The organism is Phocaeicola salanitronis DSM 18170 (assembly GCF_000190575.1).
Taxonomy (GTDB): Bacteria; Bacteroidota; Bacteroidia; order Bacteroidales; family Bacteroidaceae; genus Phocaeicola; species Phocaeicola salanitronis.
The window spans coordinates 4200958-4227165 of sequence record NC_015164.1 but is presented as its reverse complement, the minus strand read 5'-3'; the positions used below and the strand labels follow the sequence as shown (position 1 = coordinate 4227165).

General features: G+C 46.0%; 20 protein-coding genes, 2 tRNA genes and 1 rRNA gene. 13 read left to right on the top strand and 10 right to left on the bottom strand.

From position 1 onward, the window contains the following. Positions 1-55: 55 nt before the first annotated feature. The 3 genes from BACSA_RS18340 to BACSA_RS18330 form a co-directional block, all read right to left on the bottom strand. A tRNA-Ala gene (locus BACSA_RS18340) sits at positions 56-129 on the bottom strand. Positions 130-136: 7 nt separating this feature from the next. Next, positions 137-210: transfer RNA gene (locus BACSA_RS18335), tRNA-Ile, on the bottom strand. A gap of 91 nt (positions 211-301) precedes the next feature. Beyond that, a 16S ribosomal RNA gene (locus tag BACSA_RS18330) occupies positions 302-1832 on the bottom strand. Between the two features lie 803 nt (positions 1833-2635). Between BACSA_RS18330 and BACSA_RS18325 the strand changes: the two genes are divergently transcribed. Together BACSA_RS18325 and BACSA_RS18320 are read left to right on the top strand one after the other, a co-directional pair. Next, on the top strand, positions 2636-5872 hold the full coding sequence (locus BACSA_RS18325) for a SusC/RagA family TonB-linked outer membrane protein (protein WP_013619514.1): 3237 nt from the start codon (positions 2636-2638) through the stop codon (positions 5870-5872). A 22-nt stretch (positions 5873-5894) separates the two neighbouring features. Then, the gene (locus BACSA_RS18320; RefSeq protein WP_013619513.1) at positions 5895-8036 is read left to right on the top strand and encodes a RagB/SusD family nutrient uptake outer membrane protein; all 2142 of its coding nucleotides are present in this window, start codon (positions 5895-5897) and stop codon (positions 8034-8036) included. Between the two features lie 260 nt (positions 8037-8296). Here BACSA_RS18320 and BACSA_RS18315 read toward each other — a convergent pair whose 3' ends face one another. After that, positions 8297-8734: a cupin domain-containing protein gene (locus BACSA_RS18315; protein WP_013619512.1), complete on the bottom strand. Its 438-nt coding sequence runs from the start codon at positions 8732-8734 to the stop codon at positions 8297-8299. Positions 8735-8922: 188 nt separating this feature from the next. Between BACSA_RS18315 and BACSA_RS18310 the strand changes: the two genes are divergently transcribed. Next, on the top strand, positions 8923-10542 hold the full coding sequence (locus BACSA_RS18310; RefSeq protein WP_041584125.1) for a pectate lyase: 1620 nt from the start codon (positions 8923-8925) through the stop codon (positions 10540-10542). A gap of 99 nt (positions 10543-10641) precedes the next feature. Here the strand turns inward: BACSA_RS18310 and BACSA_RS18305 are convergent, their stop codons facing one another. From BACSA_RS18305 to fldA, 3 genes are all read right to left on the bottom strand, one after another. Further along, positions 10642-12147 carry a TrkH family potassium uptake protein gene (locus tag BACSA_RS18305; RefSeq protein ID WP_013619510.1) on the bottom strand — a complete coding sequence of 502 codons (1506 nt, stop codon included), beginning with the start codon at positions 12145-12147 and terminating at the stop codon, positions 10642-10644. Positions 12148-12473: 326 nt separating this feature from the next. Next, a complete protein-coding gene (locus tag BACSA_RS18300) occupies positions 12474-12824 on the bottom strand; it encodes a DUF2023 family protein (RefSeq protein WP_013619509.1) in 351 nt (116 codons plus the stop codon). A gap of 123 nt (positions 12825-12947) precedes the next feature. After that, positions 12948-13454: a flavodoxin FldA gene (gene fldA / locus BACSA_RS18295; RefSeq protein WP_013619508.1), complete on the bottom strand. Its 507-nt coding sequence runs from the start codon at positions 13452-13454 to the stop codon at positions 12948-12950. A gap of 141 nt (positions 13455-13595) precedes the next feature. Between fldA and BACSA_RS18290 the strand changes: the two genes are divergently transcribed. The 8 genes from BACSA_RS18290 to BACSA_RS18255 all read left to right on the top strand — a co-directional run bounded on the left by BACSA_RS18290 (position 13596) and on the right by BACSA_RS18255 (position 20356). After that, entirely contained in the window at positions 13596-14735 is a 1140-nt protein-coding gene (locus BACSA_RS18290) for an aldose epimerase family protein (RefSeq protein WP_013619507.1), read from the top strand. 358 nt (positions 14736-15093) lie between these two features. After that, positions 15094-15873 carry a phosphate ABC transporter substrate-binding protein gene (locus BACSA_RS18285; RefSeq protein ID WP_041584124.1) on the top strand — a complete coding sequence of 260 codons (780 nt, stop codon included), beginning with the start codon at positions 15094-15096 and terminating at the stop codon, positions 15871-15873. Between the two features lie 43 nt (positions 15874-15916). Then, on the top strand, positions 15917-17110 hold the full coding sequence (pstC, locus tag BACSA_RS18280; RefSeq protein WP_013619505.1) for a phosphate ABC transporter permease subunit PstC: 1194 nt from the start codon (positions 15917-15919) through the stop codon (positions 17108-17110). 3 nt (positions 17111-17113) lie between these two features. Continuing rightward, entirely contained in the window at positions 17114-17998 is an 885-nt protein-coding gene (gene pstA / locus BACSA_RS18275; protein WP_013619504.1) for a phosphate ABC transporter permease PstA, read from the top strand. A gap of 18 nt (positions 17999-18016) precedes the next feature. Then, the gene (pstB, locus tag BACSA_RS18270; RefSeq protein WP_013619503.1) at positions 18017-18769 is read left to right on the top strand and encodes a phosphate ABC transporter ATP-binding protein PstB; all 753 of its coding nucleotides are present in this window, start codon (positions 18017-18019) and stop codon (positions 18767-18769) included. 39 nt (positions 18770-18808) lie between these two features. Continuing rightward, the gene (gene phoU / locus BACSA_RS18265; protein ID WP_013619502.1) at positions 18809-19528 is read left to right on the top strand and encodes a phosphate signaling complex protein PhoU; all 720 of its coding nucleotides are present in this window, start codon (positions 18809-18811) and stop codon (positions 19526-19528) included. Positions 19529-19621: 93 nt separating this feature from the next. After that, positions 19622-20080 carry a GNAT family N-acetyltransferase gene (locus BACSA_RS18260; RefSeq protein ID WP_083802664.1) on the top strand — a complete coding sequence of 153 codons (459 nt, stop codon included), beginning with the start codon at positions 19622-19624 and terminating at the stop codon, positions 20078-20080. A gap of 36 nt (positions 20081-20116) precedes the next feature. Further along, positions 20117-20356 (top strand): hypothetical protein, encoded by a 240-nt coding sequence (locus BACSA_RS18255; protein ID WP_041584123.1) that lies wholly within the window; start codon positions 20117-20119, stop codon positions 20354-20356. Positions 20357-20382: 26 nt separating this feature from the next. On the opposite strand, the gene BACSA_RS18250 is transcribed toward BACSA_RS18255, so the two are convergent. From BACSA_RS18250 to BACSA_RS18240, 3 genes are all read right to left on the bottom strand, one after another. After that, on the bottom strand, positions 20383-20997 hold the full coding sequence (locus tag BACSA_RS18250) for a LutC/YkgG family protein (protein WP_013619501.1): 615 nt from the start codon (positions 20995-20997) through the stop codon (positions 20383-20385). A gap of 381 nt (positions 20998-21378) precedes the next feature. Continuing rightward, the gene (locus BACSA_RS18245) at positions 21379-22743 is read right to left on the bottom strand and encodes a lactate utilization protein B (RefSeq protein ID WP_013619500.1); all 1365 of its coding nucleotides are present in this window, start codon (positions 22741-22743) and stop codon (positions 21379-21381) included. Beyond that, on the bottom strand, positions 22740-23480 hold the full coding sequence (locus tag BACSA_RS18240; protein WP_013619499.1) for a (Fe-S)-binding protein: 741 nt from the start codon (positions 23478-23480) through the stop codon (positions 22740-22742). Before BACSA_RS18240 ends, BACSA_RS18245 begins: the two co-directional genes overlap by 4 nt. Positions 23481-24189: 709 nt before the next feature. On the opposite strand from BACSA_RS18240, the gene BACSA_RS18235 reads away from it, so the two are divergent. Beyond that, positions 24190-24765: a DUF3575 domain-containing protein gene (locus tag BACSA_RS18235; protein WP_013616653.1), complete on the top strand. Its 576-nt coding sequence runs from the start codon at positions 24190-24192 to the stop codon at positions 24763-24765. Positions 24766-24777: 12 nt separating this feature from the next. After that, entirely contained in the window at positions 24778-26202 is a 1425-nt protein-coding gene (locus BACSA_RS18230; protein ID WP_013619497.1) for a DUF3868 domain-containing protein, read from the top strand. The last annotated feature ends 6 nt before the right edge of the window (positions 26203-26208 follow it).

Genomic DNA, 26208 nt, shown 5'->3' with positions numbered 1-26208 from the left:
CGCTCGTTTCTCTTTATTGCTTGTCACATCATGTCATAGAACTTCTTTCTAACAGTGGAGAATAACGGATTCGAACCGTTGACCCCCTGCTTGCAAAGCAGGTGCTCTAGCCAGCTGAGCTAATCCCCCAAGACCGTAGTCCCAGGCAGAGTTGAACTGCCGACCTCCACATTATCAGTGTGGCGCTCTGACCAACTGAGCTATAGGACTGGCGTTGAACCTCTGTTTCATATCATATATAAGGAGGGGAACAACGGCACGCCGAAAAGGCAGGACGCCACCGGAACGGAAGCCGCTCCAGAAAGGAGGTGTTCCAGCCGCACCTTCCGGTACGGCTACCTTGTTACGACTTAGCCCCAATCACCGGTTTTACCCTAGGGCGCCCCTTTCGGTTACGCACTTCAGGCACCCCCGGCTTTCATGGCTTGACGGGCGGTGTGTACAAGGCCCGGGAACGTATTCACCGCGCCGTGGCTGATGCGCGATTACTAGCGAATCCAGCTTCGTGGAGCCGGGTTGCAGGCTCCAGTCCGAACTGGGAGGGGCTTTTGGGATTGGCGCTCCGTCGCCGGATGGCGGCCCTCTGTACCCCCCATTGTAACACGTGTGTAGCCCCGGACGTAAGGGCCGTGCTGATTTGACGTCATCCCCACCTTCCTCGCATCTTACGATGGCAGTACCGCCAGAGTCCCCAGCATTGCCTGATGGCAACTGGCGGAAGGGGTTGCGCTCGTTATGGCACTTAAGCCGACACCTCACGGCACGAGCTGACGACAACCATGCAGCACCTCCACGCCTGCCTTGCGGCTGTGCCGTTTCCGGCACATTCAGGCGCAGTTCAAGCCCGGGTAAGGTTCCTCGCGTATCATCGAATTAAACCACATGTTCCTCCGCTTGTGCGGGCCCCCGTCAATTCCTTTGAGTTTCACCGTTGCCGGCGTACTCCCCAGGTGGGGCACTTAACGCTTTCGCTAAGCCGCCGGCTGTATATCGCCGGCAGCGAGTGCCCATCGTTTACCGTGCGGACTACCAGGGTATCTAATCCTGTTTGATACCCGCACTTTCGAGCATCAACGTCAGTTGCGGCCTAGCAGGCTGCCTTCGCAATCGGGGTTCTTCGTGATATCTATGCATTTCACCGCTACACCACGAATTCCGCCTGCCTCGAACGCACTCAAGAAAGCCAGTTTCAACTGCAATTTTACGGTTGAGCCGCAAACTTTCACAGCTGACTTGACATCCCGTCTACGCTCCCTTTAAACCCAATAAATCCGGATAACGCTCGCATCCTCCGTATTACCGCGGCTGCTGGCACGGAGTTAGCCGATGCTTATTCATAAGGTACATACAAGCTCCCACACGTGGGAGGCTTTATTCCCTTATAAAAGGAGTTTACAACCCGTAGGGCAGTCATCCTCCACGCTACTTGGCTGGTTCAGGCTCTCGCCCATTGACCAATATTCCTCACTGCTGCCTCCCGTAGGAGTTTGGGCCGTGTCTCAGTCCCAATGTGGGGGGGCCTTCCTCTCAGAACCCCTATCCATCGTCGCCTTGGTGGGCCGTTACCCCGCCAACAAGCTAATGGAACGCACCCCCATCGCACACCGGATCGCTCCTTTAATGGCGCTGCCATGCAGCCACGCCATGCCATCCGGGATTAATCTTCCTTTCGGAAGGCTGGCCCGGAGTGTGCGGAAGGTCGGATACGCGTTACTCACCCGTGCGCCGGTCGCCGGCAAGCCTAGCAAGCTAAGCTTCCGCTGCCCCGCGACTTGCATGTGTTAAGCCTGTAGCTAGCGTTCATCCTGAGCCAGGATCAAACTCTTCATTGTAGAATATCTTTTTCTTTTAAATGAATCCTGTCGACTGGCTCCCGTTCGTCTCTTGAATTGACGTCTCTTTTCCTTTCCTTGAATCGTACTACGTTGTTCCTATCCAAATAATCTCATAGAACGTCGCTCCCCTTACCGTTACAGCCCCTCTCAGGGGGCGTCCCTTCCGGAAAGCGAGTGCAAAGGTACAGACTTTTTCAGAAACTGCAAGACATCGGACACTTTTTTTCGAAAGTTTTTTGTAATGAATATGCAAATAAACTGAAATACAACAGGTTGAGACATAAAAAAACTTCCGGAAGAAAGTCCGGGATGCAGTACGCCTTACCTTATTCAATTATACGCGTGCGCGAAGGAAGCGGAAATGGAAAGGAAAGGCAACAAAATGCCTCCGAAAACGCAGCCGTACATACAGGCAAACACAACCGGGATAACAAAAAGGCACAACATAAGTGCGACGGCTGACTCACTTATGTTAAACAGCTGACTCACTTATGTTCGATGACCGATTCACTTATGTTCGTTCAGACACCTTAGTTATCTACATACAGAGCCCCTGCGTTTTTCATTTTGGACACTTTTGCAGCACGTAAAACAAGCCGCTTCCATCGGATATCCGGATTGCCACCTTATTGAACTATAATTATAACGTTAGCCATGCGAATACCTGTAAAAATACGATTTTTCCACTATCTTCACTAAAAAAAATCAATATTTACACACCGACTTATTGAATTTTGGCGTACATTTGCGCTAACAAGTTTTCAATATTCAACCAATTAAATCTAAAAACAAAAACACTTATGGATCAATTGAGATGTTTAAAAAGGATCTATTCGACGTTCTTGTTGAGTATGATCTGCTTGTTTGCTTTCGCGCAAGGCAAACAGATTCAAGGAGTGGTCAAAGATGCCACGGGTGAACCCATGATTGGTGTGAATGTACTGGTAAAAGGTACAGCAAACGGATCAATTACCGACTTGGACGGTAAATTCACGATTCCGGATGTAAAGAGCTCAGACGTGCTCGTTGTATCGTATATCGGTTTCCTTTCACAAGAAATTCCGGTAGGTTCACAAACTTCATTTAATGTTATTCTGAAAGAAGACTCCGAAACGTTGGACGAAGTCGTTGTCATCGGTTACGGTACCGTAAAGAGACGCGACCTGACCGGTTCGGTAGCTTCTGTAACGGGAGAGAAACTGGCTGCCAATCCGGTAGCGAATGTAGCAGAAGCGTTACAAGGCCAGTTGCCAGGTGTATCAGTAACGTCTCAGGACGGACGTCCGGGTGCCAGCATGTCTATCCGTATTCGTGGTGGAGGCTCTATTACCCAGTCTAACGACCCGTTGTTCATTGTCGACGGTGTGCAGGTAAGCAGCATTGATGACATCCCTGCAGACAACATCGAAAGCATTGATGTATTGAAAGATGCAGCTTCTACAGCTATCTACGGTGCACGTGGTGCAAACGGTGTAATTTTGGTAACAACAAAAGGTGCGAAAGAAGGCCGTGCGGTTGTAAAATACAACATGTACTACCAAATCCGTACGACTCCTGAAGTCTTGGAAGGCATGGATGCTTATGACTACGTATATAATACATGGGCATACGCTACGGCTTACGGTGAATCGTATGGCGACAATGTTGCCAAGTATTTCGGTTTAGGTTCTAAATACGGCAACCATCTGGAAGAATACCGCAACATGAGCGCGCACAATTATGCAAACGATGTAATGCAGACGGCAGGTTCTTGGAATCACGACCTTTCGTTAAGCGGCGGTAATGAGAAGACAAAATACTATGCTTCTGTAAACTACATGGATGCGGAAGGTACCCGTATCAATTCAGGCTTCAGCCGTTGGAGCGCTAACTTCAAGATCACACAGAAAATCAATAAGCAATTGACATTTGATGCCGACTTGCGTTACAACGAAATGAAATTTGAAGGAGCAAAGTTCGATAATGCTTCCTACAGATATCGTCCGATTGATGAACCACTAGGGGAAGATAATCCTAGTTATATGGGACAAGGTTCAGCTACAGTTGATCCGGCTTACAATCCTGTAACCATCATCAATAACTATACAAATTTAACCAAACGTCAGCGCATTCGTGCACGTGGTGCTTTGACATGGAACATCATCGAAGGCTTAACCGCACGTACCGAATTATCTTTAAGCCGCAGCTGGTCAAAACAACAAGAATGGAACGGTGGTAATGACCCAGGAGAAACTGCATATAGTGTTGCTGAATTAACTCAAAAAGACGGTTACGATGTACGTTGGGCAACTACGTTGAACTATGCAGTACAAGGTTTAGGCGAAAACCATAGTTTAGACTTTTTGCTTGGTAACGAAATGTTAGCATCAAAAGATGACGAAAGTTACATCAAAGGTGCTGGTTATCCTGCGGGATTTACCATGGACGATGCATTCGGTATGATTAACATGACCGACTCATCGTTAGGACAAGACCAATTCAAAAACACTCTTGATACACCGACCCATACCCTTTCTTGGTTTGGACGTGTCAACTACTCGCTCTTAGGACGTTACTTGCTAACCGCTACGTTCCGCGCCGACGGTTCTTCTAAATTCGCTCCCAATCACCATTGGGGATATTTCCCTGCAGCCGCTGTGGCATGGCGTATTTCTGACGAACCGTTTATGGAAAATACACGTACATGGTTGGATAACTTGAAATTGCGTTTGTCTTATGGTACGTCAGGTTCTGATAACATTGACCCGTCTTTGTGGCGTGAAACATGGGAAACCGAAAACATAACCGTAAATGGTCAGCCTACTACAATTTATAAACCAGGTGAAATGATGGGTAACGAAGATCTGAAATGGGAACGTACCATTTCACGTAACTTAGGTATTGACTTCGGTTTCTTCAAAAATCGCATCCGTGGTAGCATTGATGCTTATTGGAATACAACGAAAGACATCTTAATGAAAGTGCCCATCGAAGCATCTGTAGGTTACAGTTATCAGTTCCAAAATGTAGGTCAGACTTCAAACAAAGGTGTGGAAGTTGCTTTAGGTATAGATTTAGTACGTTCAAAAGATTTTAACTTAACCTTAAATGCAACCTATAACTTTAACAAAAATAACATTGATGAATTGGCAGAAGGCGTACTTGTAGATACACATACCAATTGGGGATCAACCATGCGTAAACCGAATTACGACTATGTGATTCGTGTAGGCGAACCGGTAGGTCTGGTTCAGGGATTCAAATCACAAGGATTCTATACTGTTGATGACTTTACTTATGCCAACGGTGTCTATACCCTGAAACCAGGCATCCCTGATGTACAAAGTATCGTCAACTATCCGAGCGGAGTGAAATCATTGGTACCGGAAGGTCAGAATGCATTCCCCGGCGCTGCTAAGTTTGAAGACGTGGATAAAAATGGGGTAGTAAATGATAACGATGCGACAATTATCGGTCACATGATGCCGAAACATACCGGTGGATTTACCTTAAGTGCCAACTACAAGAGTATCGATTTCTCAGCAGGCTTTACTTACCAAATCGGTGGTGACGTCTACAATGCCAATGCTATGCACAGCATGATGGGTGATAAAGACAATGGATTAGGTAACAACCGCTTGGAATTTGTAAAAGACACCTATAAAAATTATAACATTGATGCGAACGGTGACATTTATTTAGTAACTGACCCTAGTGAATTGACTGCCTTGAATGCCAATGCGAAATATCCAAACTTCTACTCTGAATACGGTATGGTGACATCCGACTTTATTGAAGACGCTTCTTACTTGCGTTTACAAACTTTGACTATTGGCTATACCTTCCCGCAAAAATGGATGCAGAAGATTAAGGTCAGCAACCTGCGTGTTTACTTCACCGGAAGCAACTTGTTCTGCCTTGCCGGTTATTCAGGTCTTGACCCAGATGTCAATACCAACTTTGATGCCGGTGGTGACGGATTCCCGACTCCGAGTTATGACTACAATGCTTACCCCAAAGCAAGAACATTTACATTCGGTTTGAATTTGACATTCTAAAAAGAATTGGAGGTTTATCATTATGAAAAAAAATATATACCTAATATTATGTGCCGCTGGCGCATTAACACTGACTTCCTGTAATGATTTTCTAGAAACCAGCTCTTCTTCAGTAGTTGATGCAGACTTTGTCTTCTCCAACATGGAAACAGCACGCGCCGCTATGGACGGTACATACGAGCAATGGAGAGAATGTGGAAGTACACAAGTATTCGGCGATGGTCTTTTCTATGGTACAGACATAACAGGTTCAGATATCGAAAGACATCCGGAATCATTCTCTAACCAACCTGGGCGTCACTATCCGGAATGTTTGTATCAAAATGGAACTTATGCAGGGCAATATGGTCTGCTTTCCTACATGAAGGACGACGATTCTGGTGCCTATGCACAAATGTATGCGGTAATTGCCCGTGCAAATGCTATCATTAATGCCTTACAAAATGAAGAAGGATTTGAAGAACTAATAGCTGCAGGCACACCGACAGACATGACCCAACTATATGGAGAAGCAATCGCTGTACGTGCCACAGCTTATCGCGAACTGTTAAGAAGTTTTGGTGACGTTCCTTATCAAGTTCAAAGTGGTGTAGCTGCCAATGGTCTGGCTCCACGTGATTCCATCTACGATTGCTGCATAGCCGACTTGATTCGAGTTGAACCGGTTATGTATCGTTTGGGAGAAAATACAACCATCCAAAAGAATTTCATGTCACGCAACTACGTACAAGGGTTGATTGGTCGTATGGCATTAGAAGCTGGCGGTTATCAAACACGCCGTATGGATTTAGGTGCTGATTTTTATAAAGATGGAGAAGGAAATGTATTGACTTTTGAAACGATGGGTACTCCCAATAATAATAGTGAATATGGGCGTCGTACAGATTGGCAAAATTTGTATCAAATAGCTAAAACTTACTTCAAAGCTTGTATCGACAATCCTGGTACTGCTGTCTTTCATACCACAGATCCACGTAGTGAAAGCGATGCAGGACAAATGTTTGACAATCCGTACCAATACTTCTTCCAACAAAACAATGATTTGGAGTTTGCCGATGAATCAATTTACGAAATTCCTTTAACTCAAGGTTCAGGGAACTCTCCACGTCCCTACTCTTTAGGACGTGTATCTAGCGGAGGTTCTTCTAATGACTATCCATGTAAATCCTATGGACAAGGACGAATCAATCCGGCGTTTTATTATGGTATGTTCGATCCGAATGATAAACGCCGTGACGTTAGCTGCTGTGTAACGGGTAGTGCAGGTAAGGGCATCGAAAAATTGATTCCATTAGTACCGAACTCAAAAGCAGACGGTGGAGGCATTACAGTAAACAAATGGGATGAAAACCGTATGGCAAATCCTTATACAGCAGGACAACGTAAATCCGGTATCAGCATGCCATATATGCGAATATCTGAAATCTATTTAGGTTATGCTGAAGCTTGTGCTGCATTGGGTGAAAACGGAGAAGCAGAAACTTACTTGAAACTGATCCGCGAACGCTCATTCCCGACAGGACAAGCCAATACAGATCAATTCATTGCCGATTGCGGAAGTTTGCTCAACGCTGTTATTCAAGAACGTGGATTTGAATTTGCAGGTGAAGGTGACCGCCGTTGGACATTAATCCGTACCGGTATGCTGCCTGATGCTATCCGCAATATCAAGGAAATGACCCGTAGCATGATTGACGATTTGGCAGCTAAAGGATATCACGAATTTGAAAACGGTAACGTAATTTCCAATTATGTATGGACCAAACTGGTAGACGCACGCAGTGAATACGGTTACCGTCTGACCACCGAATGTCCGGCAGACAAGAAAGATGATCCGGTGCTTTATCCGGGATGGCGTGGTCAAAATGATGCATGGGAAAACTACGGTTTGGATTATGGTACCTCAACACCTGCAACTAATATAGCAATTAAAGGTCTGTTCGAATATATTGACCCGAACGGTGCAGAAGCAAAGGCACTGGAAGCAGAAGGTTATGAAAGACAAGACTGGGGGGCAGCCATAGTTGCCAATGACAATGAATATTATAGATATTTATTCTATGATTACGACTATGTAAAGGCTCCGATTTACTTGTGGCCGTTCACTCCAAACGTTATCACAACCGGCGGCTTTACCAATGGTTATGGATTTGCACAGCAATAAACCGAATATCATATTCGTTTCATAAACTTGGTTGGTAAATAAGGGGGCAGGCTTTCGGGCTTGCCCTCTTTGCTTTCAAGACATTGCTAATGTTATCATTGGTTTGCGAAAAAGAAACAGGACACAGAGGCACAGAGATATTAATAAAGAGAGGACAAAGTCACAGTATCAGTTTTCCGTGAACTTTGTCCTCTCTAAAAAATAAAGCTCTATGCCTCTGTGTTCAATCAAGTTTCTACAGAAACGGCACAAGATGTGTCTTATTTTGCCAAAAACGTTTCACGCATCGGCGAGAAGCAGTCAATCAGCAAGCCGGCTTCCAGACACTTGCAACCATGCTTTACATCCGGAGCCATATACAAGGCATCACCAGCCGACACGATTTTCGTCTCGCCTCCAATGGTGAACTCAAATTTCCCGGCAGCCACATAAGTCACTTGAGTATGATAATGCGTATGAGCCGCACCTACTGCTCCTTTCTCAAATTTAACTTTCACCATCATCACCGTACCGTTATAACCCACAACCTGACGAACCACACCTTTATCGCTCGTCTGTTCCCACGGAGTCTGAGCTTCGAACATAAATGTCTCGCTACACGTTTTTTGAGAATCACCTTCCGGATTTGCAGCAAAGCCCAATTGGCTAAATGAAACAAGCAAAATACCTGTAAACAAAAGTTTTTTCAATGTTTTCATCGCAATCTGTTTTTTAAATTTAGAATGTACAAAGATACGGATTTTATTGGAGGATAAAACGTAAAACGACAGAGATTTCCACTTCACATAAAAAGTCCTCCTATTCGACCAATTTTTACTCCTATCCCCTATTTGTTTTATTCCGCATTTTCACTTATTTTGCTTTCAATTAATCATTCAAACAAACCATGAAAAACATGTTGAAACAAATTTATTTCAAATCAGGAGCCATCGCACTGGCTGCCGGGCTGCTATGCAGTCCGCTACAGGCAAACAAACCTACAGAATCAAAGGCAGAAATTATGTCTGCCATGAAAACAGTCACACAATACATGATGGATAATGTAAGCTACCGTGGAGGATTTGTCTGGCAATACCTGCCCGATCTATCCCGTTCCTGGGGAGAAATGGAAGCCAAACGCACCATGGTCTGGATACAACCGCCCGGAACTCCTTCGGTAGGTCATCTGTTATTGGACGCTTATCATGCAACAGGTGATGAATATTATTACGAAGCTGCCGAAAAAGTCGCCAATGCCTTAATATGGGGGCAACTGGAATGCGGAGGATGGAATTATGTATTCGACTATGCCGGCGAAAATTCACTGAAGCAATGGTACGACACGGTAGGGAAAAACGGATGGAGGCTGGAAGAATTCCGCCATTATTACGGAAATGCGACTTACGATGACTTAGGTACTATGATGGCTGCCGAATTCTTGCTCCGCATGTATGTAGAAAAGAACGATCCGGTCTACAAAGCGCCCTTGGAAAAAGTCATCCGCTTTGTATTGGAGAGCCAATATCCTTCCGGAGGATGGCCTCAACGTTATCCGCTCAAATACGATCATCCTTTTCAAGGGAAAGCCGACTATTCATCGTTCATTACCTTGAATGATGACGTTACCCCTGAAATCATCCGTTTCTTAATTCAATGCTACCAATCTATCGGACTGCAAAACATCAAGGAACCCATTATGCGTGCCATGTATCTGATGATTACCTTGCAACAAGGCGAACCTTATTCCGGTTGGGCAGACCAATATACGGTAGAAGACCTGAAACCGGCTCACGCCCGGTCGTACGAACCACGCAGTATCAACACCGGCACTACCGCAGGCATGATACGTCAAATGATTGAATATTACAAGCTGACCGCAGATACCCGTTTCCTTGCCGGCATCCCAGCTGCCATCAAATTCTTGAAATCACAAGAGCTTCCCGAATCGTTCGCCAAGATATGGCACCGCAAAGCACGTAACTCTGAAGAAATCTTAGTAGCACGTTTTATCGATCCGGATACAGGAAAACCATTGTTCGTACACCGCAAAGGAGGCAATATCCACAATGGGACATACTATATCGACCAAAACCTCGAATCGACCATCGCCCACTATAGCTCAGCTACCTTTGTCAATCCTACCCAACTGGAAGAGGAATACGAAGCAGCCAAAAAACTGGATAGAAAAGCATTGCTGGCAGCTTCACCCTTAATGTCAAATCAATTAATTCCTTTGCCCCAATATTATACACGAATGCCCAACCAACCGGCTGATGACAAAGAAATAGCCCGGCTGATAAAAGAAGCGCAAGAGAAGAAATGTTGGATCACGCCCTTGAATTCCATTTCGAATCCTTATAAAGAATATCAAGAGGGAAAAGCCACGTATGCAGAAGATGCATACAGCCAGACCATGGTAGGTGACGAATTTGACACCTCACCCTATTCTCCCCAAGAAGAAATAGACGGTATTTCCGTACGAAAATACATCGAGAACATGATGCTTCTGATTAAGGCAATCGAATGATTTATTAATAATTAATAGTTAATAATTAATAATTGATAGCCTGTAGGTATATTGCCCTGCATCGTCAATTATTAATTATTAACTATTAATTATTAATTATCAACGGTTATGCCAAAAACTAGGAACGAACATCAACAAAATGGCATACAGTTCCAAACGGCCTAACAGCATCAGGAATGACAATATCCATTTGGCACCATCAGGAAGTCCGCTCCATGAAAAGGCAGGTCCGTAATGTCCTAAAGCCACGCCTGCATTTCCCATGCTGGAATAAACCACCCCGAACGCATCGGTCAGTTCCACTCCCATCATCATCAAAAGAACCCAACCTACAAAACCGCATATCAAGAATAATAACGTAAAAGTCGTTACCGCTGAAATAGTCAACGGGTCGACTGTCTGGCGATTTATTTTTACCGGAAATACAGCACGCGGATGAATAAGACGTGCCAATTCGTTCTTCGCATTACGCAAAAGGATGAGCAAGCGCATCACTTTAATGCCGCCACTGGTAGAACCGGTACAACCGCCTACGATTGTAGCATACATGATAAGCATCCATGTGAATGGAGGCCAGAAATTGTAATCATCTGTGGTAAAACCGGTAGAACTATGCACCGTAACAACTTGGAAAAGCGCCTTTCGGAAAGCTTTCTCCACATCATAATGATTATTGATGATAAGCGCAACGGTGATGAATAAAGTCACCGTAAATACAGAAATCAGAAAGCCCTTCACTTCATCGTCTTTCAGCAGATGGCGGAACTTCCCTTTCAAGCACATGAAATACAATGAAAAGTTTAGCGAGGAAAGCATCATAAAGATAGCGATGACATACTCGATGAAAGGCGAATTCCAATAAGCCACACTCGACTGCTTGGTGGAAAAACCACCCGTGGCCGTCGTAGAGAACGAATGGCAAATGGCATCAAACCATCCCATGCCTCCCCAAACCAACAGCAAGGTTTCCGAAACGGTCAATATCAGGTACACCGTCCACAACCATTTCGCCATGATGCTCACTTTAGGATGAATCTTGTCGTGCGTCACTCCCGTAGCCTCGGCAGAGAAAAGCACCTGATTCCCCACACCGAATATCGGCAACACGGCTATGGTGAAGAACACAATTCCCAAACCGCCTATCCAGTGCGAGAAACAACGCCAGAACAGGATGCCATGCGAAAGCGACTCGATATTATCAAGAATCGTGGCTCCTGTCGTAGTAAATCCGGAAACAATCTCGAAGAAAGCATCGGGTATCGAAGGTATTGCCCCGCTGATATAAAAAGGAAGCATCCCGAAAACTGAAAATAATATCCATGTAAAGGCAACGATGCAATATCCGTCACGCCGGGAAAGCTTATTTTCGGCTTTCCTTCCCAAGAAGACCAAAAGACTTCCTGCCCCTACCGTTATCAGTGTAGAATAAATAAAATAAATATAATCGGACTCATGATAATACAAGGAAACCGCCGAACCTACCAGCAACATCACTCCCTCAATAAACAACAAAAAACCTAAAATGCGGCATATCATCTTCTGGTTTATCAGGCTGTTCTTTCGGCTTCCACCTACATATACATTTTTTGCGATTGTCTCTTCCATCACTTGTTTTGATTAATAACGCTGCAAAACTAATGAAAAGATTCAGAAACTGTTCTGAATTTCTACAAAAAGTTTTTCTTGGCTTGATGTATTCGTTTTCGTATGATAAATTCAAAACAGTTTCTCAATCCACGCACAGATTTCAAGCACAAATTGCCTTTTTCAGGAAAAGAAAGCACAGCCTTCACACCAATGCTCCGACACGACCGCCCGTATCACGCCATACGGCAAGCCGTGATGCGGCACACGCACGGTCGTGCCGGGCATCGCGACCGGACGTGTTACACAAACCGGCAGCAAATGAAGAGAACGATACGCAGACACATTCAAGAAGCCAAATGACGCGCTTTCCGGTCGCAATACCGCCTGCACTGCATACAGATGTCATATCCCAACATCGCTCCCAAAATAAAATCCTCTTCCGGTGTCAGCCTGTTCAACGGACGGTCGACCAACAGGCGAATGGCATCGATACATTCGTCACAACCGAAAAACAAGTTGATGCGTTCGTCGTCAACCGGTTGCACGATAAACTTAATGTGTTGTTTTTCCAAACGCTTGACCGCAAAAGCCTCGTACTTTTTGTTGGTTGTATACAACACCATGCGGCGTACTCCTTTCTTGAATTCGTAAATGTGGTTCAAAAACACTTTAATGTCGGCAGGATTCAATTCCATAATCAGTTGATGTGTATAATTGGTGGTTGAAAAATGGGAGTGAATAATAAGAGCTGGCAGTCTTCCGGCCAGCAAGCAATAATCCGGAAAACGGATATCACCTGCCAGCCGACAGACAATGGATTATGCCAAATCAGATTTCAGCATATCGGTCCAAGCCGCGATGCGTTCGTCCGTCTTATCGCTTTCGTTTACATCGTCAATGGCAAGCCCCACAAATCGGCCGTCGATAACCGAAATCGAAGAACTGTACGCATAGTCACTATCAGAAACAGCCCCCACGAAACGGCATCCGCTATCTTTCAAATCTTCATAAAGCACGCCCATGCCGTCGCAGAAAGTATCGCCATACGACTCCGAATCACCGCATCCGAACAATGCGACAGTTTTCCCTTTCAGGTCCATGCCTTTCAGAACCTTGATGCCATCGTACCAATCGTCCTGCAACTCCCCGTCACCCCACGTGGATGTTCCTAAAATCAAAGCCTCGTAATCATTTACCATATCGGCTGTCATCTTACTCACATCATGTACGTCTGCCGGGGCAATTCCCAATTTTTCCGCTATCTGAGCGGCTACCGATTCCGTAGTTCCGGTCGTGGAACCATAAAAAACTCCTGTTTTTTTCATGTCTTCTTTCATTTTTTGATTTAACGATACAAAGTAATGACAAAGCCCTGAAACAAGAAATACCTAAAAATAGTGATTTTCAAAGCAGAGGATTGGAAGAAAAAACGTATCTTTGTACTCAAACAGTTTAGCATATTGTATATGAGACTCACACATCTATTCCCTGTCATAAGCATCGGACTGCTGCTACTTGCAACCGCATGCGGCAACCAGCGGCTTGTCACTTCATCGGGCTTACAGCCCAAGGCTTTCCAACAAAAGGCTGAAGGACAAAAAACACGCTTATACAAGATAACCAACTCGAAAGGCATGGAAGCGTGCATTACCAATTACGGCGCACGCGTAGTGTCACTGATGGTACCTGACAAGAACGGAAAACTGGAAGACGTAGTATGCGGTTTTTCCAATATCGAGGACTACATCAGCCAGTCGCAAAACTACGGAGCTACTGTAGGCAGGTATATCGGCCGCATCCTGAACGCACAATATACATTGGACGGAAAGACTTATCATCTTCAGGCCAACCACTCGTTAGGACATACCGCTCATGGAGGAAATCCCAACTTCGGGGCACGGATGTGGAAGGTTACGCAAAGCACTCCTTCTTCCATCACCCTGAATTACCTTTCACCCGATGGAGAGAATGGATTTCCCGGCAATCTGAACCTCTTTGTCACGTATACCATAACCGAAGACAATGCCTTGGATATACGCTACGAAGCAACGACCGACAAGCCAACCGTACTCAACCTGTGCAACCACTCCTTTTTTAATATATCGGGCAACCTAAGCCAAAGTGTAGAAAACCAAACCATGTGGGTAGATGCCGGTTACTTCAGCGCATACGACCGGAACAAATGCGTCACTGGAGAACTGTGGCCTGTCGCTTCTACCCCACTCGACTTCAGAAAGCCTCATCTGCTATCCGAGCATATTAACGACAATTACGGACAATTGAAAGTCGTAAATGGATATGACCATGCCTGGGCATTGAATCATCCCGGGAACGACTCTATACCTGCAGCCTGGATTTATGACAAAGCAAGCGGACGGAAAATGGAAATCTATACCACTGAACCTGCTATTCATATCTATACAGGCAATGGACTGAAGGGGAAAGTAAAAGGGAAACAAGACATTTATTATCCTTTCCGTGCAGCGGTATGTTTCGAGACCTGCCACTTTCAGGACAGCCCCAACAACCCGCAGTTCCCTTCTACCGCATTATATCCGGGAGACACGTTCAGAAGCCATACGGCATACAAATTTACCATAGAATAGAACATTGTAGGGGCAGGGTCTGCCTGTTTGTTTGTCACGCTGGATTTGTAATCCAGCGTAATTACATTTGCGGATTTATAATCCGCATCAGCAAACGGTTTCGGATTGCAAATCCGATTCTTCAATTACGCCAGATTACAAATCCGGCGTAACAGAGTGAACCATACTCACTAGGCTGTCTGCGGAATTCATTAAAGACAAATCAACATTTACAAAAACGCCTTAACTATGTAACAAGTTTGTAACAGCCTGTTCGGAAAAATCATCGTACCTTTACGCCGTTAAATTTTAGAATCAAAAAACTGGATATTAACGGCGTATGAAGAAATGTGTTTCTTTTTTCTTAGGAGCGTGCTGTATGTGTCTTCCTGGCATACTGATGGCACAACGCATCAAGGGAAGCGATACCGTACTTCCTCTTACTCAGGAACTATCGGAAATGTACATGAATCAAAATCCCTCTGCTACAGTTACTGTCACCGGAGGCGGTAGCGGTGTAGGAATCTCGGCATTACTTGACGGAACAACCGACTTGGCAATGGCATCCCGAAAAATAAAGTTCAGCGAGAAAATGAAAATGAAACAGTCGAAGCACGAGCCCTGCGAATATATCGTGGCATACGATGCACTGGCTGTTATTGTCAATCCTCAAAATCCGGTTAAACAACTTACCCGCGAACAATTGGAAGGCATCTTCCGGGGCAAAATCACCAACTGGAAAGAAGTGGGAGGTGAAGATGCCCGCATCGTAGTCTACTCGCGCGAAACGTCTTCGGGTACATACGAATTCTTCAAAGAAAGTGTATTACACAACAAAAACTATATGAGCAGCGTGCTCTCTATGCCTGCCACAGGTGCTATCATCCAATCAGTACGCCAGACCAAAGGCGCTATCGGCTATGTAGGATTGGCTTACTTGAATCCTTATGTGAAAGCCATTGCCGTATCCTACGACCAAGGCAAACACTACGTCTATCCCTCGGTAGAAAGCGCGACGCGAAAAGAATATCCCATTGTCCGTCCGTTGTATTACTATTACGACAAGCAAAACGAAAAGAATGTCATGCCATTCCTCAATTTCACCACCTCGAAAGAAGGGCAAGCCAAAACATTGGATTTGGGCTTCATTCCTCGCTAACCACGATACGTAACAGGTATATATAAATAAGGTATATAGAAATATGAAAAGATTGATTGATAACATCGCACGGTATGTGCTTACCGTAAGCGGATTCACCACCAGTGTGGTAATCCTGCTGATTATCGGCTTCTTGTTCAAAGAAGCAGTAGGCCTCTTCAACAATCCCATCGTAGAAGACGGATACGTGCTGGCACTGAACAAGGAAAACGATGTAAAACGACTCAGCGCACAACAAATAAAAAACATTTTCGATGAGGAAATCACCAACTGGAAAGAAGTGGGCGGCAAAGACATGCCCATTACCGTGTTCCGTCTGGAAGACCTCGACAAGCATTATACAGAAGCGGAATTAGGAGCGGAATATGAATATGCCGGCGACAAGATTGCTGAACAGGTTCACCAGACTCCGGGTATTGTTGCTTACGTCCCCGATGTATTGATGAAAGGACAAAAAGACATCCATTACATCGAAAACCAAGATATTCCCGTAAAGGATGTCTTATTAGGCAATGAATGGTTCCCTACCGCAACTCCTTCCCCTATTTTCGGTATCCTTCCATTGATTAGCGGTACGCTATGGGTAAGCTTTTTCGCCATCCTCATCGCCTTGCCTTTCGGGCTTGCCATTTCCATTTATCTTGCCGAAGTGGCAAACGAAAAGACCCGAAAATTCCTGAAGCCGATTATCGAATTACTGAATGGTATTCCTTCTGTCGTTTACGGTTTCTTTGGCCTGGCGGTCATCGTACCTTTCCTCCAGCAGACATTCAACCTGCCTGTAGGTGAATCGGGATTGGCAGGCAGCCTGGTACTTGCCATCATGGCATTGCCGACCATCATCACCGTAGGCGAAGACGCCATGCGCAGTTGTCCGCGAAGCATGCGCGAAGCCAGCCTTGCCTTGGGAGCTACACAATGGCAGACTATTTATAAAGTCGTAATCCCGTTTTCTATTTCCGGTATTACCTCTGGCATTGTATTGGGCATCGGACGCGCCATCGGCGAAACCATGGCGGTATTGATGGTAACCGGTAATGCAGCAGTCATGCCCCATAGCATTCTGGAACCATTGCGCACCATCCCGGCAACCATTGCAGCCGAATTGGGTGAAGCGCCTGCCGGAGGTGCACACTACCAGTCACTTTTCCTGCTGGGTGTCATCCTGTTTTTCATCACTTTAATTATTAACTCTTGCGTAGAAATCGTATCTTCGCGCAATAAATTCAAGAAATAACGTATGGCTGTAGAAATCGATCCGTCTTACATGAAGCACAAAAAAGGCATTCAGAAAGGAATGTTCACTTGCTTCCGCATACTGAGCTACTTCATTGCAGCAGTATTGTTCTACATATTGGGATTTATCATCGTAAAAGGCATCAGCGTCATCAATTGGGACTTCCTCACTCAGGCTCCTACCGACGGTATGACCAAAGGAGGAATCCTGCCTGCCATTGTGGGTACGTTTTACCTGATGATAGGAAGTGCCGTATTCTCGTTTCCTGTAGGTGTGATGAGCGGCATTTATATGAACGAATATGCCCCTAAAGGCAAAATGGTAAACTTCATCCGCACAATGACAAACAACCTTGCCGGCATCCCGTCTATCGTATTCGGCTTGTTCGGTATGGCTTTCTTTGTCAATTACCTCGACTTTGGCGACAGTATCATAGCCGGTTCGCTTACGTTAGGCTTGCTTGCCTTGCCGATTGTCATCCGTACCACTGAGGAAGCTTTCAAAGACATCCCAAACAGTTATCGCGAAGGAAGCCTTGCTTTGGGCGCTACCAAGGCACAGACCATCTGGAAAGTATTGCTGCCTATGGCGATGCCCCGCATCATTACCGGACTGATACTTTCATTGGGACGTGTATCAGGCGAAACCGCCCCTATCCTCTTTACGTGTGCCGCCTATTTCTTGCCCAAACTGCCCGAAAGCATCTTCGACCAATGTATGGCGTTGCCGTATCACCTGTATGTCATCGCTACCAGCGGTACCGACATTGAGGCACAAACGCCTATCGCCTATGGCACAGCATTTGTTCTGATTGTCATCGTACTGATTATGAACTTACTTGCCAACAACATCCGAAAATATTTTGAAAACAAATTAAAATCCAAATAAACCATAATCGTCATCTGTATGAATAAGATTGAAGCTAAAAACGTAGATTTCTATTACGGCGACTTTCATGCGCTGAAGAATATCAATATCACGATTCCAAACAATGAAGTGGTTGCCTTTATCGGTCCTTCCGGATGTGGTAAATCAACCTTCCTGCGCTTGTTCAACCGCATGAACGATTTGATTCCGGGAACCCGGCTGACTGGAGAAATCTGTATTGACGGACGGAACATCTACGAACCGTCGGTCAATGTAGACATCTTACGCAAAAACGTGGGTATGGTATTCCAACGTCCCAACCCGTTCCCGAAAAGCATCTTCGAGAATGTAGCTTACGGGTTACGCGTCAATGGCATCAAAGACAAGGAATTCATTACCGAACGGGTGGAAACAGCATTGAAAGGCGCAGCCTTGTGGAACGAAGTGAAAGACAAGTTGAAGGCTTCTGCCTACGATCTCTCCGGAGGACAACAGCAGCGTCTGTGCATCGCACGTGCCATGGCAGTAGAACCTTCGGTGTTGCTGATGGACGAACCGGCATCTGCCCTCGACCCCATTTCTACAGCAAAGATTGAAGAACTGATTTGCGAACTGAGCTCACAGACTACTGTAGTCATCGTAACCCACAGCATGCAACAGGCTGCCCGCGTAAGTAACAAGACTGCTTTCTTCTATATGGGCGAAATGGTAGAATACGGCGAAACCAAGAAAATCTTTACCAGCCCCGATAAAGAAGCTACCCAGAACTACATCACCGGACGCTTCGGATAAATTGTTAATTATTAATTATTCACTATTAATTATACAGACATGGTAAAATTTGTAGAAAACGAACTTCTCAACATCAAGACAGAAGTAAACGATATGTGGCAGTTGGTTTACCAACAACTGAACAATGCCTATAAATCTGTATTGGAAGTCAATATGGAACTTGCCGATAAAGTAATATTACGCGAAAAACGTGTCAATGCATTCGAATTGCGTATCGACAGTGACATCGAAGATTTCATCGCATTGTACAATCCCGTAGCTGTAGACTTGCGCTTTGCACTTGCCATGCTGAAAATCAATACCAACCTGGAACGCATCGGCGACTATGCCGACAGCATCGCACGCTTTGTCATCCGCACCGATTTGAAACCGGAAAACAAGGCACTGTTTGCCGAACTCCAGCTGGAAGACATGTTCGATATGGTATTGCACATGCTCAGCACCACATACGATGCTTTGCAGAAACAGGACATCGGACTTGCAAAATCCATCTTCGACAAAGACGAAACATTGGATATCTTGAACAAAAACGCCATCGATACACTGGCGGCATACGCCAACGAACATCCCGAAGACATCAAGTTGTGTCTGGAAATCGCAGGCATCTTCCGCAAACTGGAACGTGCGGGTGACCACATCAACAACCTTGCCGAAGAAACTGTATTCTACATTGATGCGGAAGTATTGAAACACCACAAATCAATGCTTAGAGATTCGGAAGAAGAAAATCTGGAAAACGACAACAAAGCAGAAAGCTAAATCCGAAAGGAAACCTCCATAAACAAATTCCCCGGCATGCTGCGGTTCACACCAGAACCGGCAGATGCCGGGGCTTTATGCTATAAACAAAAAATGAGAAACGACCTATCAATCAGAGAAGAAAAAAGCAAGGATTTTCCCTTCATACGTAGCCTGACCGAACAGGCATTTCTAAACGTACCGGAAAGCGACCATACAGAACACTTACTGGTGGAACGCCTGCGGCAATCAGAAGCCTATATTCCGGAACTGTCTTTGGTGGCAGAAACAAACACAGGAAAAATCGTAGGACACATCCTGCTTTCAAAAGTAGGAATCGTATCAGAAAAAGGCACGACCACCGTACTTAGTGTCGCTCCCCTGTCTGTATTGCCTGAATTTCAACGGCAAGGCATCGGAGGCATGCTCCTGCGTGAAGCCCACAGACGGGCAGCCCTGCTGGGTTACAAAGCTGTCCTGTTGCTGGGGCATAAGGATTATTATCCAAGATTCGGCTATCGGAGAGCCTCATCCTATGGCATAAGAAGCTGTTTTGAATTTATCGTGCGATGATTTGGGATGAGTTTTTGAGGCATTTTCGCTTTTGTGATGAGGAAGATAGCGGGCTATCTGACGAAGAACAGGAGCGAAAAGGACCAAAAAATCGCCCAAAGCACACACGAAAGCGAATACATCAAGTCAAGAAAAACTTTTTGGAGAAATTCAAAACAGCTTCTAAGATTTCCTTTCAATGCCCCCGATGAATGTTGCATGGCTGTCGAACTGGAACCGGACGGACTAAAAGAAATACACGGATGGGTACGTTATCCCAACGCCTTCTTCGAATAGTCTCATTGGTTCCTGCACATCTCTGGTCACAACAATATCACGGTCACGCTACGCGGACCGTGAGCTCCCATAACCAAAGCCTGCTCAATATCGGCAGTCTTCGAAGGTCCCGACATAAAAACCCCATAACCATATTCGCCCGTATCAATCCGCTTGTAAGCCTCGTGCATGTTGTTGACAAGATTCTTACGGTCCAGCAAAATCACCAGTGCCTCCGAAATAAAGTAAATGGCACGTTGTTCCACATCCTGCTGCAACCAGACAGCACCGTTTTCGCATACACCAATCCTGCCATCAACGATGGCAAGGTCTGTACCGTCCAGTTCTCCCGGATTTTCCACCTCATCCGGATGGAAAGTCGCACAGGTGATAAGTTGGATTTTTTCACCTGTAGGCACTTCTTTCAGAATGGACGCAATGCGTTTGGCATCCGGATACAATTGCCGGATAACTTCGTTCAAATCGTCTTCCTTTCCCAATACAACGGCTTTACCGCCCATCTGTACCATAATTTTACAAAATTGGCCAACCGGATCCGCATAAGTCAAAGCTTCCTCTTCCAGCGATGTCAAGTCCGGCCGTTCATAACGTGTCCGCGTATTGCGGCGTATGTTCTGTAATATATCTTCTCTACTGCTCATATTGTTTGAGTTTTTGAGTTGTAAGTTTTAATAGTCAATCAGAAATAAAATGCGAAAAAACATTTGTCATGCTGAGTGCCCATTTCCTGTGGAAAACCCATTCGATTATGACGGGGATTTTTCAAAGCTATTGTCATCCTGAACGAACGTGAAGGATCTCGTAAACATCCACGTGGATGTGAGATTCTTCCTCCCTACGGTCGTCAGAATGACAAGAGGGTTAAGGATAATCCGTCATTGGTAATGAAGTGAAGCATCTCGGATGCGCCCACGTGGATGTATGCGAGATCCTTCACGTTCGTTCAGGATGACAATGCATCAAGAATTTTTCGCAAACCAATTTTGTTCTCCTCTAAGTTCGTGAGTTGAGGGAAACGGCAATCACACTTTCCCTTTCTTCCACATCTCGTTGAAACTCTCTTTGACAAACTTCGGCATCTCATGCTCCTTGCCCCAGTCATTCATATCGTTGTACAATGTCCAGCGGGGAAGCGAATTGGCGATGGAAGCATTCTTCAAGGCAAAGTTGAACAAGGCAGGACGCTCCATCAGGAACTTCATGCCGCCCGACATCAGCTTCTTTTCCTTGCTTGCCACACCCAAGCCGTCCATCCGTTGCCTCCAACGGTAAATCTGGTCGGCAAGGTCAACCTTTGCCGGACACACATTCTGGCACGAATAACACAGTGAACATGCCGAAACATTGTCATAATAGTGCAAAGGAGCCTTCAGCATCCCCAGATTGATGCCGATGGGTCCCGGTATGAAATAGGTGTACGAATAACCTCCCGAACGCCTGTACACCGGACAAGTGTTCATACACGCACCACAACGCAGGCAGTTCAGCGTCTTCACATGCTCCTGGTCGGCAAGAATCTGGCTCCGCCCATTATCTACAATGATGATATGCAACTCGCCTCCCTTCCGTGGCTTACGGTAATGCGACGTATATGAAGTAATGGGCTGCCCTGTGCCCGAACGTGCCAACAGACGGGTAAATACGCCCAAAGCTTCACGGTCGGGAACAATCTTTTCCAGCCCGAAAGCCGTAATCTGAAGTTTGGGCTGCGAAGTGCCCATATCGGCGTTCCCTTCATTGGTACACACTACACATTCACCGGTCGATGCCACCGCAAAATTGGCACCCGTCATGGCTGCTTCCGCATGAATGAACTTCTGGCGCAAGTTCTTGCGTGCTGCATGAGTCAGGTATGTCTGGTCGTTATTGCCTGGCTCGGTACCCATTTCACGCACGAACAATTCACCGATTTCTTCTTTCTTGATATGAATGGCAGGCATCACGATATGGCTCGGACGCTTGTGCATCAGTTGAAGGATGCGTTCGCCCAAATCACTTTCCACCACCTCGATTCCTTTTTCTTCCAGATACTCGTTCAGCCCACACTCCTCGGCAAGCATCGATTTGCTCTTGATGAAATGCTTCACCTGATGCCCGCTCAGGATATTATAAATAATTTTACAATACCCATCGGCATCTTTTGCCCAATACACGTATGCCCCGTTGGCAAGTGCATTTTTCTCAAATTCCTGCAACAACTGGTCCAAATGACTGTTGCTGTACATCTTCAGGGCACATGCCGCATCACGCAACTGCTCCCACTCAGGAACCTCCTTACTCATTTTATCCCGTTTGGCACGCACCATCCATAACGTCTCGTCGTGCCAGGCAGCCATCTCACGGTTCTTCAGAAACGCTCCGGCAGCTTTCGAATGTTTCGTACTCATAATCCTGCAGCTAAAATTTGAACAATATGAATGGTCTTGATAGGCAGATGGTCGCGCTCGATAATGCCTGTCTGATGCATCAGGCACGAACTGTCTGCTCCTACGATATACTCGGCACCCGTATCGATGTGCCGTTGCACCTTGTCGCGCCCCATACGCCCCGACACATCGTGTTCTTCTACGGCAAACATGCCTCCGAAGCCACAACATTCGTCCGGACGCTCAGGCTCTACAATCTCGATACCCTTTACCAACGACAACAAATCGCGCAATTTATTATAATAAGGTACGTTCAGTTCACTGGGCGACGAAAGGTGCATCAGCCTCACCCCGTGACAACTGTTCTGAATGCTGACCTTATGCGGGAACGATGCCGGAAGCGAATCCGGCTTTATCACATCGTGGATAAACTCGCAAATATCGTAAATCTTGCCTTCACTGGCACAACGGTGCGGTTCCTCTTTCAGCAAATTGCCATAATGGTCGCGTACGAACACCACACAACTGGCAGAAGGCCCGACGATATAATCGTACCCCTCAAACAAGCTGTCGAAACGCTTTGCCAGCTCTTTCGATTCCATTTCAAACCCTGCATTTGCCATCGGCTGTCCGCAACAGGTCTGGTCCAATGGATAATCCACATCCACCCCCAGGCTTTTCAGGAGCTTGTAGGAGGCAACCCCCACTTCGGGATAGACGGCATTGATGTAACAGGGAACAAACAATCCTACTTTCATTTTTCTTGCCATTAAGTTATTTCACAAGCAAAGTTACGCTATATTCTTGAATAAACGAAACGACTTTACGGATATATTTTCAGAAAGTGTGAGACACACCTCTGCATTAGAAGCTGTTTTGAATTTATCGTGCGATGATTTGGGATGAGTTTTTGAGTCATTTCCGTTTGGATAAGTTGGCGCATTCGGGCGTATGCGATACGCCCCTACATGGGATGTTTGCGGATATTCAATAATCATTTTCACATTTTGTTTCCTGCAGACAAAGATAACATTTAATTCCTAATAAAACACGCAGCGGATAAACATATTTACGCCGCTTATGGCATTTGTTTCCCTGCGGCAGTTACAAAAGTTTTATATTCCATGGGCTGGAATGTACGTTCCACGGCGTGGAATGTACGTTCCAGCCCATGGAATGTACATTCCGCCAGCCGGAATATAAAACATAAGCAGCTGCTTGCAGAAAATCATATATCCGATTACGGGATATCAGCCTTTTCATTTATTCTTTTATTTTTTTTGAAAAATTCAATAGATTCAGTTGTTAATGCCAAGTTTGTTATATATCTTTGCCGCTGAAATAGGTTACTTCTATTTTATCAGACAGGTCTGATACACCTTTATATTATATATGTAATACATCTTCAAGGTGCAAGTTCCGATAAAACAGTAAGATTGATGGAGTAAGAATAAAAAGATATATGCTATGAAGCGTTTGCTTTTCGTCCTTTTGTCATGCATAGGACTGTCGGTTTCAGCGCAAAATTGGGCGGTGAAGACCAATCTGTTGTACGATATGACCGCGACCATGAATTTGGGAGCGGAAGTCCGTATGTCCCCACAGTGGACATTGGATGTATCCGCGAATTGGAATCCGTGGACCTTTTCCGACAACAAGAAGTGGAAACAGCTTGTTGTCCAGCCCGAGGCGCGCTATTGGTTTTGCGAGGCATTCAACGGTCACTTTGTAGGCGCGCACCTCTTGGGCGGCATCTACAACATGGGCAACTGGGATACCGATTTCACTTTCTTGGGCACCGATTTCGGCAAGCTGAAAGATTACCGTTTCGAAGGATGGATGGTGGGAATGGGCATTGCCTACGGATACCAATGGATGCTTTCCAAGCATTGGAGCGTAGAGGCGGAAATCGGTATCGGTTACGTGTATTCCCAATACGACAAGTACGACTGCGCCACGTGCGGCGAGACGTACGAACAGGATAAGCCCCATCATTATGTTGGCCCTACCAAGTTGGCTCTCAGCCTGATTTATGTCTTTTAATCTGCAATGCGTATGAAGAAAACAATCATTTATATCGGTTTCCTCTTGGCTTTTGCCGGAACGGCACAGGCGCAAGAAGGGTTGAAAGGAAGAATTACGGTCAACGATGTCAGTCTGTCTGTCGCTGGAGATTCGCTTCGTGTACAGATGGATATGGACTTCTCGGCATTGCATCTTCCGGCAAACCGTTCGGTTTCTTTATTGCCTTCCCTCCGTATGGATACGGCAATTGTCCGCCTGCCCGGAGTAGACGTCATGGGGCGCAGGCAATACATTCAGTGGCAACGGAACACCGGCAGGAGTGCGATGACGCAAGTGATACGGCGTTATAACGGCACGACGCAACACCTGCATTACCAGACTGCCGTCCCCATAGCGGAACGTCCGGGACTGGTGCGCCTGTATCTGGATGAAGACTCCTGCGGATGCTTGCGCGAAGTGTTGGCGGACCGCAACCGCCTGCTTGCCGAACAGGACTTTACACCGGCTGTATTTACGCCACACTTTGTCTACGTCAGCCCACAGGCGGAAACCCGTAAGACACGCCACGAGAAAGGGGCAGCCTACGTTGACTTCCCCGTCAACAAGACCGACATACGTCCCGATTATCGCGGCAACCGGTCGGAACTGGCAAAGATAGAAAACACCATCAACCGCATCAAAGGCGATGCGGACGTGTCCATCAACCACATTACCATCAAAGGCTATGCTTCGCCCGAAGGTTCGTATGCCAACAACAGCCGGCTGGCGGAAGCGCGTACCCGCTCGCTGGTAGACTATCTGAAAAAGGAATATCCGCTCGACGCTTCCCTGTTCCGGTTAGATTACGAGCCGGAAGACTGGGAAGGTCTGCGTGCTTACATTGCAAAGGGCAGCTTGCCCGAAAAGGATGCGTTGCTCAGCTTGATAGACAGCGGTTTGGAAGCCGATGCCAAAGAACGCCGCTTGCGCACGGAATATCCCGAAGCATACCGCACGTTGCTGCGCGACTGTTTCCCGGCTTTGCGTCATTCCGATTATGTAGTGGCGTATACCGTACGCGGTTTCGATGTGGAGGAAGCCCGGAAGCTGATTTGGAAAGAGCCGCAAAAGCTTTCGCTGCAAGAGATGTATGCCGTGGCGCAGACCTACGGAACAGGCAGCAAGGAATACAATGAAGTGTTCGAAACGGCGGTACGCCTTTTCCCCGATGATGAGGCGGCAAACCTGAATGCAGCAAATTCGGCAATGCAGCGGAATGAATTGGATAGAGCTGAAAACTATTTGAAACGTGCAGGCGATAGCGGCGAGGCTTTGATAGCCCGTGGCATATTGGCTTACATGAAAAATGATTTAGAAAAAGCGGAAAGCTATTTCCGGCAGGCACAGCAACGGGGTGTAAAAGAGGCGGATAGCAACTTGGATAGTCTGCTTCGGGTGAAAGCGAACAAGTATTAATTCCAA

Excerpts from the sequence above, each read along its gene's own strand:
- BACSA_RS18325 (WP_013619514.1), top strand. The coding sequence starts at position 2,636 with ATGGATCAATTGAGATGTTTAAAAAGGATCTATTCGACGTTCTTGTTG.
- BACSA_RS18320 (WP_013619513.1), top strand. The coding sequence starts at position 5,895 with ATGAAAAAAAATATATACCTAATATTATGTGCCGCTGGCGCATTAACA.
- BACSA_RS18315 (WP_013619512.1), bottom strand. The coding sequence starts at position 8,734 with ATGAAAACATTGAAAAAACTTTTGTTTACAGGTATTTTGCTTGTTTCA.
- BACSA_RS18310 (WP_041584125.1), top strand. The coding sequence starts at position 8,923 with ATGAAAAACATGTTGAAACAAATTTATTTCAAATCAGGAGCCATCGCA.
- BACSA_RS18305 (WP_013619510.1), bottom strand. The coding sequence starts at position 12,147 with ATGGAAGAGACAATCGCAAAAAATGTATATGTAGGTGGAAGCCGAAAG.
- BACSA_RS18300 (WP_013619509.1), bottom strand. The coding sequence starts at position 12,824 with ATGGAATTGAATCCTGCCGACATTAAAGTGTTTTTGAACCACATTTAC.
- fldA (WP_013619508.1), bottom strand. The coding sequence starts at position 13,454 with ATGAAAAAAACAGGAGTTTTTTATGGTTCCACGACCGGAACTACGGAA.
- BACSA_RS18290 (WP_013619507.1), top strand. The coding sequence starts at position 13,596 with ATGAGACTCACACATCTATTCCCTGTCATAAGCATCGGACTGCTGCTA.
- BACSA_RS18285 (WP_041584124.1), top strand. The coding sequence starts at position 15,094 with ATGTGTCTTCCTGGCATACTGATGGCACAACGCATCAAGGGAAGCGAT.
- pstC (WP_013619505.1), top strand. The coding sequence starts at position 15,917 with ATGAAAAGATTGATTGATAACATCGCACGGTATGTGCTTACCGTAAGC.
- pstA (WP_013619504.1), top strand. The coding sequence starts at position 17,114 with ATGGCTGTAGAAATCGATCCGTCTTACATGAAGCACAAAAAAGGCATT.
- pstB (WP_013619503.1), top strand. The coding sequence starts at position 18,017 with ATGAATAAGATTGAAGCTAAAAACGTAGATTTCTATTACGGCGACTTT.
- phoU (WP_013619502.1), top strand. The coding sequence starts at position 18,809 with ATGGTAAAATTTGTAGAAAACGAACTTCTCAACATCAAGACAGAAGTA.
- BACSA_RS18260 (WP_083802664.1), top strand. The coding sequence starts at position 19,622 with ATGAGAAACGACCTATCAATCAGAGAAGAAAAAAGCAAGGATTTTCCC.
- BACSA_RS18255 (WP_041584123.1), top strand. The coding sequence starts at position 20,117 with ATGAGGAAGATAGCGGGCTATCTGACGAAGAACAGGAGCGAAAAGGAC.
- BACSA_RS18250 (WP_013619501.1), bottom strand. The coding sequence starts at position 20,997 with ATGAGCAGTAGAGAAGATATATTACAGAACATACGCCGCAATACGCGG.
- BACSA_RS18245 (WP_013619500.1), bottom strand. The coding sequence starts at position 22,743 with ATGAGTACGAAACATTCGAAAGCTGCCGGAGCGTTTCTGAAGAACCGT.
- BACSA_RS18240 (WP_013619499.1), bottom strand. The coding sequence starts at position 23,480 with ATGAAAGTAGGATTGTTTGTTCCCTGTTACATCAATGCCGTCTATCCC.
- BACSA_RS18235 (WP_013616653.1), top strand. The coding sequence starts at position 24,190 with ATGAAGCGTTTGCTTTTCGTCCTTTTGTCATGCATAGGACTGTCGGTT.
- BACSA_RS18230 (WP_013619497.1), top strand. The coding sequence starts at position 24,778 with ATGAAGAAAACAATCATTTATATCGGTTTCCTCTTGGCTTTTGCCGGA.